This window comes from Photobacterium sp. GB-50, assembly GCF_003026755.1.
In the GTDB taxonomy this organism is placed as follows: Bacteria; Pseudomonadota; Gammaproteobacteria; order Enterobacterales; family Vibrionaceae; genus Photobacterium.
This window is the reverse complement of record NZ_PYNX01000008.1, coordinates 67,520-82,400: the sequence shown is the minus strand read 5'-3', so window position 1 is coordinate 82,400 and position 14,881 is coordinate 67,520. Positions and strand designations below refer to the sequence as shown.

Annotated in this window: 14 protein-coding genes; 4 read left to right on the top strand and 10 right to left on the bottom strand. The window is 39.7% G+C overall.

The features are described from left to right. Nucleotides 1–100: 100 nt before the first annotated feature. Nucleotides 101–1,390 carry a hemolysin family protein gene (locus tag C9J41_RS12225; RefSeq protein WP_107208268.1) on the bottom strand — a complete coding sequence of 430 codons (1,290 nt, stop codon included), beginning with the start codon at nt 1,388–1,390 and terminating at the stop codon, nt 101–103. A 398-nt stretch (nt 1,391–1,788) separates the two neighbouring features. On the opposite strand from C9J41_RS12225, the gene C9J41_RS12220 reads away from it, so the two are divergent. Then, a complete protein-coding gene (locus C9J41_RS12220) occupies nt 1,789–2,157 on the top strand; it encodes a lipoprotein (protein ID WP_107208269.1) in 369 nt (122 codons plus the stop codon). Between the two features lie 364 nt (nt 2,158–2,521). Here C9J41_RS12220 and C9J41_RS12215 read toward each other — a convergent pair whose 3' ends face one another. Further along, nucleotides 2,522–2,914 carry a nitrous oxide-stimulated promoter family protein gene (locus C9J41_RS12215; RefSeq protein WP_107260458.1) on the bottom strand — a complete coding sequence of 131 codons (393 nt, stop codon included), beginning with the start codon at nt 2,912–2,914 and terminating at the stop codon, nt 2,522–2,524. 241 nt (nt 2,915–3,155) lie between these two features. On the opposite strand from C9J41_RS12215, the gene C9J41_RS12210 reads away from it, so the two are divergent. After that, a complete protein-coding gene (locus tag C9J41_RS12210) occupies nt 3,156–3,449 on the top strand; it encodes a hypothetical protein (RefSeq protein ID WP_005367981.1) in 294 nt (97 codons plus the stop codon). 185 nt (nt 3,450–3,634) lie between these two features. On the opposite strand, the gene C9J41_RS12205 is transcribed toward C9J41_RS12210, so the two are convergent. After that, complete coding sequence (locus tag C9J41_RS12205) at nt 3,635–4,510, bottom strand: NAD(P)-dependent oxidoreductase (RefSeq protein WP_107260398.1); 876 nt, start codon at nt 4,508–4,510, stop codon at nt 3,635–3,637. Nucleotides 4,511–4,817: 307 nt separating this feature from the next. Here C9J41_RS12205 and C9J41_RS12200 point away from each other — a divergent pair, with 307 nt between their 5' ends. After that, the gene (locus tag C9J41_RS12200) at nt 4,818–6,155 is read left to right on the top strand and encodes a PLP-dependent aminotransferase family protein (RefSeq protein WP_107208271.1); all 1,338 of its coding nucleotides are present in this window, start codon (nt 4,818–4,820) and stop codon (nt 6,153–6,155) included. Nucleotides 6,156–6,284: 129 nt separating this feature from the next. Further along, nucleotides 6,285–6,923: a thiopurine S-methyltransferase gene (locus tag C9J41_RS12195; RefSeq protein ID WP_107208272.1), complete on the top strand. Its 639-nt coding sequence runs from the start codon at nt 6,285–6,287 to the stop codon at nt 6,921–6,923. Nucleotides 6,924–7,028: 105 nt separating this feature from the next. Here C9J41_RS12195 and purT read toward each other — a convergent pair whose 3' ends face one another. The 7 genes from purT to sbcB form a co-directional block, all read right to left on the bottom strand. Continuing rightward, nucleotides 7,029–8,207: a formate-dependent phosphoribosylglycinamide formyltransferase gene (gene purT / locus C9J41_RS12190; RefSeq protein WP_107247650.1), complete on the bottom strand. Its 1,179-nt coding sequence runs from the start codon at nt 8,205–8,207 to the stop codon at nt 7,029–7,031. Between the two features lie 193 nt (nt 8,208–8,400). After that, nucleotides 8,401–9,285: a DMT family transporter gene (locus tag C9J41_RS12185; RefSeq protein ID WP_107247649.1), complete on the bottom strand. Its 885-nt coding sequence runs from the start codon at nt 9,283–9,285 to the stop codon at nt 8,401–8,403. Nucleotides 9,286–9,434: 149 nt separating this feature from the next. Beyond that, a complete protein-coding gene (cdd, locus tag C9J41_RS12180) occupies nt 9,435–10,322 on the bottom strand; it encodes a cytidine deaminase (protein WP_005367973.1) in 888 nt (295 codons plus the stop codon). 228 nt (nt 10,323–10,550) lie between these two features. Beyond that, nucleotides 10,551–11,234, bottom strand: coding sequence for a CidB/LrgB family autolysis modulator (locus tag C9J41_RS12175; protein WP_107247647.1), 684 nt, complete (start codon nt 11,232–11,234; stop codon nt 10,551–10,553). Continuing rightward, nucleotides 11,231–11,575 (bottom strand): CidA/LrgA family protein, encoded by a 345-nt coding sequence (locus C9J41_RS12170; protein ID WP_107294636.1) that lies wholly within the window; start codon nt 11,573–11,575, stop codon nt 11,231–11,233. The genes C9J41_RS12175 and C9J41_RS12170 overlap by 4 nt, the downstream gene beginning before the upstream one ends. A 125-nt stretch (nt 11,576–11,700) precedes the next feature. After that, nucleotides 11,701–12,222: a hypothetical protein gene (locus C9J41_RS12165; RefSeq protein WP_107208277.1), complete on the bottom strand. Its 522-nt coding sequence runs from the start codon at nt 12,220–12,222 to the stop codon at nt 11,701–11,703. Nucleotides 12,223–12,461: 239 nt separating this feature from the next. After that, a complete protein-coding gene (sbcB, locus tag C9J41_RS12160; RefSeq protein ID WP_107294635.1) occupies nt 12,462–13,883 on the bottom strand; it encodes an exodeoxyribonuclease I in 1,422 nt (473 codons plus the stop codon). Nucleotides 13,884–14,881: the final 998 nt, after the last annotated feature.

Here is a 14,881-nt window from a genome sequence, read left to right as displayed (position 1 = left end):
AACGTTACAAACAACGAGTCCTGCTTATAGTTAATAGAGCAGATGAAAAAAAAGTTAGCCTTTATGGCTAACTTTTTTTGATTGAATGAAACGCAACAGATTATTCGTAGCGTTGAGCTAATATACGATCTATACGGTTATTTTCTAATGTTAGAATGCGGAATTGCCAACCTTGCCAGCGAATACAGTCATCCAATTTAGGTAAATCATCTAATAGCCACACTAACATACCGCTAAGTGTGTGGTAACCGCCGTCTTCTTCGTCTGGCAGTTTATTAATATCTAATAGATCTTTAAATACAGTGATTGGCATCATGCCATCTAAATTCCAACTGCCATCTGGGTTTTGCTTTGACCAAACATCCTTTGGATTATCAGGGGTAAATTTACCGGCTAATGCCTCTAAAATATCTTGAGAAGTCACAATACCTTGAATATCACCATATTCATCAACCACGAAGGCAAAGTCTGTACCTGAGCTTTGGAACATTTCTAATAGCGTTGTACCTGTCCAGTTTTCTGGTACGAAAACGGGAGGGGTTAAGTAATCTAAAATTGATAGTGGATTTTCAGCCGTATTATCATTGATAAATTGTAATAACTGCTTGGCATTTAATGTGCCTTTTAAATCGCTGAAGCCGTTATTTCCAACAGGAAGGCAAGCATGCGTGCTTGAGAGTAATTTTTGTAAATAGCTCTCAGGCGAATAATTTAAATCAAGATACGCAATTTCATTTCGTGGCGTCATCATTGAAGATACTTTGCGGTCATCGAAATTGAAGACATTACGCACCATGTTATGTTCATGCTGGTGGATAACACCTGACTGAGAACCTTCCGCGATCACTGCACGGATATCATCTTCTGTTAGTGCTGAACTGTCGTCTTTTCCTTTGCCCAATAAACGCAACAGTAAATCGGTTGAGTTTGCCAATAGCCAGACAAATGGACGAGAAATAAAAGCGATAACTGCAATTGGGCGGGCGAAAAATACCGCAATAGAAACAGCGTTTACTTGACCTAATCGTTTAGGGACTAATTCACCAATAACAATAGATACATACGTTAAAACAATGACCGCAATTGCTGAAGCAGTAAAGCCAACGGATTTTGCAGGAAGGCCTAACTCAATTAACCAATGTGAAATAGGGCCAGCTAATGCAGCTTCACCAATAACACCGTTCAGAATACCAATAACAGTGATACCGATCTGCATTGTTGATAGAAATTGAGTTGGTGATTCACCTAGCTCTATTGCTTTTTGAGCAGAGATATTCCCTTCATCTGCTAATCGCTGTAACCGGTTTTTCTTTGCTGTGACAAGTGCTATCTCAGACATAGCAAATAATCCATTAATAATGATCAAACAGACCAAAATAATGATACTCATTTATTTCTCCTAGAAACTTCGAGTGCACCATAGGGTGGGAATAAAAATAGGTGCGTCTATAACATGAATAAAAGAAAGCCTATTCACACATTGTAGGTGATTATATCTATAGTATGCCTATAAGGTTAATTAAAAATTAACCTTTATTGCTTATTGATAAGAAATAAATTATGTATTCGTTTAGCCAATAAACAGAAGTGAAAACAATTAGTGATACTTGTTAGGGTAAAGAGGTGAAATTGTGAATTGATTGTTGTTGGTTTGTGATTGATGGATGTTAGCACTGTCTCAGCAATGCTAATTCATTGAACTTGTTATGTTTGATATAGTCTACGTAAAACTTTCTTTGTTATAGTGAACAAAGATCACCGTTCAGCGGAATACATGAGGATATCAGTGTGAAAAAAATTCAACTTGGCCTTGTTGCAGTTACAACGGCATTATTATTAACAGGCTGTGGGGAAGCAAAAATCACCGGTACGCCAATTAAGAATGTAGATTCTATCGCGGTGACGTCCGCAGAAGATATTGATGTGTTTTGTCCTACAGGTATTTGTACTTTTGAATTAACGGCTTCTAAACCTGTTACCGCAACTGTCACCATGCATTACGATTACACCAAGCTATATACCAAGATTGAAGGTGTTGACGTCATTGGGGAAGGGGCAAAAAATGCGAAAGTTGTTGATGACGATCAGTTTACTGTCGATATTAGCAGCGCAGATAAACCTGTGAAAATTCAAGTAATTGATTATTATCGAAACTAAATAAAACTCATCTGTTATCAAAAAGCAGCGATCATCTATCGCTGTTTTTTTAGGTAGCAATACTCTAAATATTTAAAGTGATGAGCCTTTACTGATAAATACCAGCCATTTGTTACTACAATTAACATGTTGACTGTTTTATTTATAAAAAGTCATGAAACGAAATATTTATGTACATACGGGCTATTTTCAATAGTTTCCTTCTTATATCGGTATTTCTTGTCATTACATTGATGTATGTTTTTTACACAGCAGTAAATAGGCTGATTATAAAGTAGCCAAGCCCTAAAGCGGACTTAAAAGTGAATGAAATATAAAAGTAAAAATATATTTTACTGAACATTTAACTTTTACTTGTTGTTTATTAACTCTTTCTTATTTTTCTGTTTGAAGTCATTGCTTGATTTAACGCTTTAACTTTTCGTTTATCATTAATTAAGTGTGTAATAGCCATTATTGGATGTTTATACATCATTTTAGGGCCTGAATAACGCATAATTGTTTGTGATTTGATCTTTTCTTGAACGTTGTAGCAATGAATAGGGCACTGTCGACATGTCGGCTTGTTGATACCATAAGGACAACGATCTAGCCTTTGTTTTACGTAGTTTTTGAAAGATTCACAGTCTTCACATAAATTAACTTTTTTACATTTTTCGTAATGGTGATGTGAGCAGTAAATTTCGATCATTGCTGAAATCGTCAAATATTCACGATTTAATTTACCTAGCAGCTTAAAGTTAGTGTTTATAGTCATCATTTTGTATTTCTTAATAGTCTCTATCTAATACTGTCATTATACAAACATGCATATGAAATAACATTTAAGTTTTTAGAGGGTGAATATGAAATTAAATCGTGTTTTTAATGATAAATAGCATCATCTTTGTTACCAAATTGAAAAAAAGTATCAGTTTTTTAAAGAAACATAAGGCGATGGGTTGATTTAAATAGGCTAGAGCAGTAGTATCCACGCCTCGATTTTTATGGTGGTGTATATGAGCAGATTTGAGTGCCTTGAAAGAATTGTCGACGAATATCGTAAAAAAGTTCGTGACGCTGAGTTTAACCGTCAGAACGATAGCGAAGTTGCTAAAGTTCTTGTTTTACTAGTCGGTAACTCTATGTTCAGTCTGGCTGATGAATTTGCTGATTGGGTTAATCGTGGTGGCGATCGTAGCTACGGTGGTAAGTTTTTTGTTTCTAAGCAACTAATGACGTTGTTAGAGCCTGTAACTTTCCGTGGTGTAACAGTACGTCGTGATTCGATTAAACTATTCAGAATTTCGTAAGCTGAATGGATTCAATCGGTATTCCATGACTCCAATGTAGAATTGGAAAACGGATTTTTGATCTTGATGTTTATCGGGGTCGGCAGAAGGGGATGCAAGTGCATCCCTTTCGCTTTTCTGGCGTTATGTAATATCGGTTTTCACAAAGCCACTTTCTCATCTCAGTGGCTGAGGTCTAGATAAAATTAAACCGCTTTATTGAAAGCTTTAATCAAGACAGATGTATCCATTCTGCCTAGCCCTTCGTTTTGTAATAAGCCATAACGTTTATCTACTGCGTCCGTCAGTGGTAATTCAAGATCGTGTTTTTTCGCTTCATCTAAACAAAAGCCCAGATCTTTACGCATCCAATCAATAGCAAAGCCAAAATCAAATTTATCTTCAGCCATCGTTTTAGCACGATTTTCCATCTGCCAAGAGCCCGCCGCGCCATGCTTTAGTACGCTGACAACTTGTTCGATATCAAGGTTTGATTTTTGTGCCAGCGTTAATGCTTCACTTAATCCTTGTAGTACACCGGCAATACAAATTTGATTCACCATTTTACAGCGTTGACCTTGTCCATAACCGCCAACCAATACCGCTTGTTTCGCGTAGCTGTTTAAAATCGGTAATACGTTATCAAAAACAGCTTGTTCGCCACCGCACATGATAGTAAGTGCACCATTTTCAGCACCGGCTTGACCACCAGAAACTGGCGCATCAACAAAGTTAACGCCTTGAGCTAAGCATGCTTTCGCTAACTCTTCAGCAAGTTCCGCAGAGGTTGTCGTATGATCAACAAGCGTAGAGCCCGCTTTCATGCCTGCTAAAACGCCGTCAGCGCCAAATACAACGCTTCGAACGTCATTATCGTTACCAACACAAAGCGCAACCACATCTCGGTTCTGAGCAGCTTCACGCGGTGTTTCACTGTATTGTCCTGAAAACTCCGATGCCCATTGCTGTGCTTTAGAGGTCGTGCGGTTATACACAGTGGTGTCGAAACCTGAATTAAACAGGTGACGTGCCATTGGGAAGCCCATTACACCCAAACCAATAAAAGCGATACTTGTTGTCATAGGTTTCTCCTTACCAAATACAGTAAAATTGAGTTATGTCATTATGTGATATGTCGTCAGCAGGCAATGCCTTTATTCATAAACGATGGCGAGCTGAACGTTTGTTATTAAAGGTTGTAACTACCTTTGTAATATCAGATTTTATCCATTTGTGCTCATTGTTAGCTAAATGGTTACCAAATGATGGTTAGTACACTAGGGGTTACATTGACATATGTCAATTTGTTTATTTAAGGTATCATTTTTGAGCTAACTTGGTTAAAGTTAGTTAAGTGATTGGTGATAATGATAAATATAGGATCAGACTGTGAGTGTCGCTAAATATAAACAAATAGCAAAAACAATAGAGGCGCGCATAGACAATGGTGAATATCCGAAAGGGTTTAAATTGCCGACACACCGTGTACTTGCGGATGAGTTAAACACCACACCCGCGACGGTAGCTAAAGCATATCAGTTACTGGTAGATAAAAAACGCGTGGAATCGTTTGTTGGGCGTGGAACATTTGTATGCTCACCATCAAGACTCAGCGATGTTATTCAACCGGCTGATGATGAAACTGATTTTAACTTCTCTATCTTGCAACCTTGCTTGTCTCAAAACCTGTCTCCACTGCGTGATGCCATGATGAATGCGGCAGAGCAACTGAGTTGTCATTTAATGGGCTATACCGAACATTCAGGCCATGAAAGCCATCGTTTGGCTGCTGTAACATGGGCGAAAAAGTTTGGTTTGGAAGGGGGGAATGTTAAAAATACCTTGTTGACGAATGGCGCACAGCATGGCTTATCGTTACTTATTCATACGTTAACAGAGCCTGGTGATACCATCGCGGTAGAAGCCTTAACTTACCCCGGTATTATGGCGATCGCTCAAGCAGCAGGTCGTCATGTGGTTGGGGTCAAACTTGATGAGCAGGGGATGTGCCCTGATGATCTGCAACAGGTGATCACTCAACATCAGCCTAAATTAGTCATTGTCGTGCCATCTCATCAAAACCCAACAGGTATCACCATGCCGCCAATAAGACGAGATGCCATTGCAACAGTGATTGAACGCAATAATATTTGGTTAATTGAAGATGATATCTACGGCTTTTTAAATCCAGATCCTATCGCCGCGATCAGTAATCGCATTCCACTGCATAGCTTTCATATTTCAGGTTTATCAAAAGCCCTTAGTCCTGCTTTACGCTGTGGCTTTTTAAAAGTACCCGAATCACATATCGCGGTTTTACAGGCCACTATTCGCGCTAACATTTGGCTATCGTCACCGCTAAATTATATTGCGGCAACGCAGTTAATTGAGAGTGGTGAAGCCTTTGAGTTAGCAGAAAACCAGCGTGAAACTGCCTGTAAAAGGCAACAACTAGCCCGTGATATTTTAAGCCATGATGGTAATGAAACTGGTTTTCAAATCTGGTGGCCGTTGCCTCAACATTGGCAGCAGGAACGCTTTGTGATGGAAGCAAAAAACCAAGGGTTAATTGTCAGTAGTGGGCGTTATTTTAATGCAAATGGCGACGATCCGAAGCATATCCGTTTGTCTCTAATGGCTATTAATTCTGAGCAGCGGTTACAACAAGGTTTAACATTATTACGCGATTTAGCTCACTCTGAAGTCAGCAGCGTTATCCCGTTTTAAGCGCAAAGATAGCAAAATTGACAGTCACTGCGAAGTTATAAAAAGCGACTGTTAGCACTCTTTGAAAGCCACTGACCTATGTTATTATTTCAGCATTATTATTTTAATTAGAAAAAGTCGAGTCATAAAATGGATGCAGAATTTTGGCACTCACGCTGGGCAGAAAATCGAATTGGTTTTCACTTATCAGAGGTTAATCCGTTACTGATCAAGCATTGGTCGGCGTTAAATGCACAACGTGATGATCGCGTGTTTGTCCCTATGTGCGGTAAGTCGGAAGATCTTGTGTGGTTAGCACAAAAACATGACCACGTGATTGGGGTTGAGCTGAGTGATATTGCAGTTAAAGCCTTTTTTGCAGAAAACCTGTATACGCCGTTAGTGACAGGCGTTGGCCATCAACATCTTTACCAATTTGATGAGATTTCGATTTACCAAGGTGATTACTTCACGCTAAATATCGATCCTGTCGATGTGGTTTATGATCGCGCTGCATTAATTGCAATGCCAGAAGATATGCGACAAATGTACGTCGACAAACTGTTATCGTTGGTTAAAACTGGCGGTCGTATTTTGTTGGTGACGTTAGACTACCCACAAGATGAATTGGCAGGGCCTCCTTTCTCAGTGCCAAAAGCAGACGTTGAAGCATTATTTGCGGGTTGTAAAGTGACGCATCTTGAACGTGATGATGCCGATGAAAGTCATCCTCGTCGCCAACGTGGTTTATCGCGATTTGCCGAAGAAGTATGGTTAATTGAAGTATAACTTGTTGTTATAAAGTACAGATAAAAATAAAGGCATGGTTTCTTATTAGTGGAAACCATGCCTTTTTGCTGATAGAGAAATTGTAATATGCTGGGTTAAGCGTGGTTAATCGAAAATGACTTCAACATCACCAGCGGCATTGACGGCATCATTTACTGCGCTAACAATATCTTCTCGACGTGTAAGCGCGACACCTAAACGACGACGACCATTAATTTCAGGTTTACCAAATAATCGGATCTGTGTTTGTGGGCGAGAGAGTGCAGGTAACAGGTTATCGAAACGGATGTTTGATGATACACCTTCAGCAAGGATCACTGCAGAAGCTGATGGGCCATATTGGGTGATGTGTTGAATGGGTAAACCAAGGAAAGCGCGAACGTGAAGCGCAAATTCTGATAACTCTTGTGAAATAAGCGTCACCATACCCGTATCATGTGGGCGAGGAGAGACTTCACTGAATAACACGGTATCGCCTTTAATAAATAGCTCAACACCAAATAAACCAAAACCGCCAAGTGCGTTCACTACTTTTTCTGCCACATCCTGTGCCGCTTTTAATGCTGCTTCAGACATTTGCTGTGGCTGCCATGACTCACGGTAATCCCCATCTTCTTGACGATGACCAATAGGTGCACAGAAATGCACACCATCCACCGCACGAACAGTTAATAAGGTGATTTCGTAATCAAAATCAACAAAGCCTTCAATGATCACACGACCCGCACCAGCACGACCGCCTTCTTGTGCGTATTGCCAAGCAGATTCAATATCCGCCTCGGTTTTAATCACACTTTGACCTTTACCAGATGAACTCATAATTGGCTTTACGACACATGGCATACCAACGCGATGTACCGCTGCTGAGAAATCATCAAATTGATCGGCAAATTCATAAGGTGATGTAGGAATCGATAAGGTTTCAGCGGCTAGGCAACGAATACCTTCTCGGTTCATTGTCAGTTTCGTCGCATTAGCGGTAGGCACAACGTTAACACCTTGCTGCTCTAATTCTACAAGCGTGTCAGTGGCAATGGCTTCAATTTCAGGAACAACGTAGTCGGGCTTTTCTAGTTCAATAATGTGTTTTAACGCCTCGCCATCGAGCATATCAATTACATGACTACGATGTGCAACTTGCATTGCTGGCGCGTTGGGGTAGCGATCTGCGGCAATCACTTCAATACCTAAACGTTGGCATTCAATCGCGACTTCTTTGCCAAGCTCGCCAGAGCCTAAAAGTAAAACACGTGTTGCATTTGAACCATTAGCTGTACCTAACATTATTATTCCTTACTATTTATGTTGGATAGTGTTGGTTGGGCGTGATAATACCTTGTTTTTTCATTTAAGCAAACGTTTGCGTCGGGATTTAAATAGACTTTAATAGTAAATATTAGAAAAGCTTTAGAGCTTATAATAAAAAACCGCCAAGAAGGCGGTTAGTGAATCTTTTATGGGGTACGGTTATTACTAGCTATTTTCGCTTTTCCCACTGGGTGATAAAGGCCACAGAAGCAATAATAATCGCCGCACCTAACCATAATCGACCCGGTGGTACCCAACCAAATACAAGCCAACCACCTAACACGTTTAGTGGTAATTTTGCGTGGTCGAATGGTTGAACAAATGACGCATCAGCGACGGCATAGGCTTTAGCAATCGCCCATTGTGCCAGTGCGGTTAACAGACCAGCAGCGATGATTAATGTCCATGTTGTGCCGCCTGTTGGCATAGTAAAATCAGGTAGAGCCAGTAACAAGTTAAATGGCGTGATCAGAATAAGTAAATACATCACAACAGTGGTTGGTGATTCTGTAGTAGATTGCTTTTTCACCATCAGAGAATAACCCGCCCAGAAAACCGCAGCGCCGACAGGTAATAATGTCGCAATACTAAATGAATCAGACCACGGCTCTAAAATGATCATTGCACCAATAAAGCCAGCAAGCGTTGCGCACCAACGTGCAGCGCCAACTTTCTCTTTCAGTAATACACCTGAGCCAATAGTTGCAAATAACGGTGAAGTCATAAGCAGTGCAATGCCTTGCCAAATAGGAACAGGATAGGCAAGTGCCCATAGCCAGAGTTGGATACCAATCACCGCAAGAAAGACACGGAAACAGTGCTGGAAGAATTGCTCTGTCTTTAGTGAACGGCGAATACCCATGGTTCTCAGCCATGGCAGCATAGCCACCAGTGCAACAAAGTATTGGATTAACGCAAAAGTAGTTGAAGAGACATGGAGCTTAATACTAAGAAATTGTGCAAGGCTATTTACAATCGCAAAGGCAAGGCCTGCAGAAAGCATCCATCCGGCACCTTGGACTGGGTTATGAACTGGGGTATGTGAATCAGACATTAAAAATTGGTTTCGTCAAAAAAGCATAGCGAGATAATACGCTTTTGTTTTTAGATAGCCAATATAACTGATTGTGTTGAATGCAATAGGCAATAAAAAACCGCCTATTATGGCGGTCTTACATCAACAGATATTGCTAGCACTAACGATTAGTAAGCAACATAAGTCATTTGAATATCAGGATTTAGTGCTTCTAGTAGTGCTTGAGTACGCGCTAATTGACTGATTAGGCTTTCTGCACTTTCTACTAATGCCGCTTCAACTAATTCAGATAGTTTGTAACCTGACATATTCATGTTGATTAGCGCAACTTGTAGCGGTGGTAGGCTTGGGTTAAATGCCGCATTTTCAGCATACATACCCACAAAAACACGACCATCTTTAGCTTTTAATGCAACACCACTGAAGTTCTTAGAGTACGGTGCATGAGAGCGGTTTGCAGCATCACAAGCAGCAACAGCAAGCTCTGATTGCTCAGCAATCGTAATACCATTATTAATGTCGCTTAATAGCGCATCTTTAATACCAAGATCAGCAGGGCCGAAAGATTCAGGCAGGTATTGTTGCAGTGTCATAGGTTGACGTTCTGGAAGTTGAATAACTAAATCTTGCGCCGTATTCAATTCATTCATGAACTGACGACAGTGACCGCAAGGGCTGTAGTTAATCGTTACGTCTTTAATGCCTGTTTCACCTTTGATCCAAGCATGGCTAATTGCAGATTGCTCAGCATGGATCGTACACGCCATACTTGCGCCTACAAATTCCATATTTGCACCGAAATATAGGCGACCAGATGTACCACGAACAATAGCACCAACATAGAAATTAGAAATAGGAACAACAGCGTAAGCAGCAGCAACAGGAAGGAGAGCAAGACGAAGATCAGTATCAGATAAATTAGTTTGGGAAACTAACTGTTCAAATTGTTCAGGACTAATTGTTGAATCAAAATCTTTATCTTCAATAATTGGTCGTAAAGCTGATGCAAGCTCTTTAGGTAATTGACCTAATGCATCCATAACTTTTGCGTGCATTGGTGTGTTACTCCGTATTGTTGATGGAGAAACATTCTAAGTTAATTGTCATCAATCAAGTGTGATTTGAGTCACATTAATAATGATAGTGCAGGATGGTATACATTATCGAGAGCGAACTCACACATGTAAATGTAATTTTTCCTGTAATAAATAGTTATCAAAACATTATGAACTTAAAACTAATAAGAATTAGTGTTTAAGCTCATAACATGAGATAGGAATAACTTAGTGGAAAAACAGGTGTTCTAAAATAGGGAACATGATGGGAGCGAGTAACGTTGTCATGATCCCACAGATCACTAACGCTAATGAGCTAAATGCCCCTTCTTGATAATTTTCTTCGACAGCTTTTGCTGTACCTAAAGCATGAGATACCGTACCAATCGTTAACCCTTTTGCTAACGGATGGTAAATACGGACCAGTTTCATCACTGGATAACCTAACACTGCACCAAATAGACCAACAATAATAACCATTGCTGCTGTAATCGCAGGAATCCCGCCAATTTGTTGAGAAGCGGCCATCGCAAGTGGTGTGGTAATAGATTTAGGTAAAATACTGGCTGCAAGTTGAGCATCAGCACCCATTAAAAACGCAATGGAGGTACCAAATGTCATCGACAAGATACTACCAACAAAACAGGCACTTAAAATGGTTTTCCACTTACGCTTAATTAAAGGCAGTTGCTGATATAAAGGTAAGGCTAAGGCCACTACCGCAGGACCTAACAAATAGTTAATTATTTCGTTATCTGCAAAGTAGGTTTCATACGGCACCTGTAACCAATGCAGTGCTGCGATTAAAATAATCAGCGAAATGAGCAATGGATTAAAAAGTGGATTACGAATCTTCATTGCTAAATAGCGCATGCTGTAAAATACCACTAGCGTTGCAACTAACCAGATCATGACTCTTTTTCCTTATGATGAAGCGCAAGGCCGATCACAAGCAATACAATTAATGTGCTGCCTAATGTGCTCGCAAAGATGATAGTTGCATTGTGCTTAATTAAACCAAGGTAGTTTATTAAGCCAACTCCAACAGGCACGAATAGCAATGCCATGTGTTTGATGAGTAAATTACAGGTTTTATCGACCCATTTTGTTTTGCATATGCCAGTAACGAGGCTAAAGAACAGTAAAAACAAGCCAATAATACTGCCAGGGATCGGCAAATGAGTCAGATGTTGTATGCCTTGACCAAGTAAAAAGCAAAACATAACAATGGCAAAAGATCGAATGTAATCCATAGTAAAAAAAGTAATGCTAGAAAATTTTATTTATCATACAAATAAACGTGTTATTTGTCACACAAAAAAGAGCGTTATTTAGATAATTCGTTAAAAAATGTAGATCGCGTGATATTTATTGATGCTTAATTCCACAAAAATAGACCAATGAGCGCGGCAAGTGTCAAAAGAATCGTCACTTTTAGCCAAATAAAATCGATTACCACATACTTAAACCATGCCTTATTGAATAACAATGGCTTTTTTTTAGAGGGGGTAGCACGAGGGCAAGGACGGGTAGTAAAAGGCAGTCGACGTGATGTTTTCGAAGGTAATGGGACACGAAAGCCATAGTGAGGCACAACATGGATAGGTATCGCCATTACTCCGTTACATTGTAACTTACCTGTGAGTGATACCAGTAGTAAGTTCAAGTCATAATTGTGATCACTGGTTTCTTCAAACGCATCTAATGATGTAAACGTTTTACGGTAGAGTGAATCGGCTCCAATCACTTCTCCAGCGCAGAGACATAACACTTCTAATAACCGAGATTCTTCTCGCGTTAATAACGTTTGCGTATGATCTTTCCATATCAATAGATGCTTTTCAGGAAAAAAATCTATTTTGTCGTAGCTATAACATTTCAATAGGGTTTGTGTTGTCATAGTGCACACCTACCGCTTAATAGATCTCTAGCGTCACGGTATCAATGATCGCTATTCCGTTATTAATAAACGCAAATCAGTGAGCCGTTTTATTGTTGTCTTTAATTGTTAACGTTAATGACGTAATCATCAAATAAATCACTACATAAAAATCTTAAAAAAAAGAAGCCTATTCGCGACATTCAAAAAGAAAGTCACGTAATAGGCTTCATTCATCGCTATCGTGTTAGTAAAAAGGCTTAAACCAATTTAGATATATAATCATAAAGTGAGTGTAAAACCTTCATCTTACTTTCGTCAGATTCATGCTCGTAGGCGACTGCCTCAAAGTTCTCCATATACTTTGGCATATTCACCTCAAAGAAATCCTGACAATGATGCTTCCAACGTATTTGCTCTTCATAACTTAAGGTCATTGGGAAATTACGGGCACGATAGCGGAATAACAGCGGCTTAATACGCTTGTCATCGACATTGATTTCAAGGGAAGCTAACTGATCGGGCGCTGTTTCACGGATAATATCCATGGTTGAACGATCCGCTGTTGAGAAGAACCCATCGTAGAGCATCGCATCAACATTATCGTTAGCCGCATATTCACGTTTAACACTAAACATTTCGATTAACTTTTCACGAATTTCAGGGTGCCGTTTAATCAAGGCAAGGTTCTTTAAACATTGCTCTCTATCAATCCCTAAACGCGCGGCATCTTCAGCTTTTAATGTTTTAGCTGGAGCAAGAACAGGGCACTTATTCAAATGCACTTCTTTAACGGGCACCGGTAATTCATCTGGCGCTAAATCAACACGCTTAGTATATAAACGCTCACGCAGTTGGTCGGCATCAAGCTCAATTAATGGGGTAGGATCAAGTGCAAGGTTCACTGTAATTACAGCGTTCTTATTATCAGGGTGCCATGCCACTGGAACAATCCAGCTTGTATTGCCACAATCAGTACCAAACATGCCAGAGATATGAACTAACGGTGTTAAGTTAACAATATCGATTAATTCTTGTAGCTTGCGTTTATGACGTAAATCAAACAGGTAATCAAACAACTTAGGTTGATTCGTTTTAATGATTTTAGCTAGCTCGATTGTTGCGTAAACATCAGCCATTGCATCGTGAGCATTAGCGTGTTCAATGCCATTAGCAATAGAGAGCTTTTCAAGCTTAAAGCTAGGACGATCTTCATCATCAAGTGGCCAGTTGACACCCTCTGGGCGCAATGCGTAACAAGTACGCATAATATCTAATAAATCCCAACGCGAGTTACCATTTTGCCACGCCCAACCGTATGGGTCGAAGAAGTTACGGTATAAGGTATAGCGCGTCACTTCATCATCAAAACGAACGTTGTTGTAACCAATGACACATGTATTGGGCTTTGACAGTTCAGCATGAATCGCTTCAATAAACTCAGGCTCTGATAAGCCTTTTTCCATCGCTTCTTGCGGTGTAATACCCGTGATTAAACACGCTTCAGGTGACGGTAAGTAATCTGCTGGTGGTTTACAGTAAATAACGAGTGGCTCACCAATAATGTTCATGTCCATATCAGTACGGACACCCGCAAATTGGCAAGGACGATCATTGGCAGGGCTTGCGCCAAACGTCTCGTAGTCAATCCAATAAAGTGTTGCTTGGTTCTTATCGTTCATAAATCATCCATAGCCATTACGGTTGTTATTATTACTCTTTATCTAAGCAATGGCTTATTGTTAAAACTGCTTATAAATTCAGCAGTTTATTGTATTTAAGTCGTTAAACGCTTCAGAGTAAAACCCTAAGCACGCATAACATTAAGTATCCCGTATTTAAGGGCAAATAGGCAAGGTGAGAGGCGGATAAATTAACCGTGGTGTTGAGATATGTGGAATTGAGAGAATCTGGACGAAACCCAAAAGGGCTAAGTCACGAATCACCAGTTAAGAGCATTTTTAAACTTCTGTAAGAGTAAGTGCATTATTGAAAAAAAGGATTAGACCACATAAAAAGGTAGCACGTAGATAAAGCATCAGAAGTCAGAACTAGTTTACCAACGTTTAAGAACCAAGCAGGATTAGGTTGGCTTTTAGTGCGACCGAGCTAACTCACAAAGCATTAAATAAATAAACTATTTTGTGGGGCAGTCGTATTTAAAACCAATACACGAACAAGATACTTAGCCCTAACGAAAGCAAGGGCGATATTAGAACGCATAATCGCAACTTACGATGCTGTGCTTTTTTCAGGTGGAAATATTAATAACTCTATTACCATTTCAGCAGCAAACCGTTATATCCACCGAATTAGAGATTGTTTACCTATTTAAGATTGGCGTACATATGATTTTAGATTTTCACTATCCACCAGTAAATAAGAACTCGGTATTATGCCACATGTGGCTAACAAGATGCTTGACGATGAGCTAAATGGGGGTGTAGCAAACATGATTGGTTGAAAGATTTATTAGAGGAGTATGAGTTGTATGCGTAGAAGCGGGATAGTTATTTGAATTAGGTTTATTGGCTACTGATTTTAGCCGTTTTGGGTATAGTCTCTAACACGGAAATGCCACATTTCTATTTATGGATGCTCTTCGGTTATCTCATAAAATACGAACTTTCTCCCTTATTTAAACAGAAACTATAAAATTAACTAATTCGTAGAGTTAATA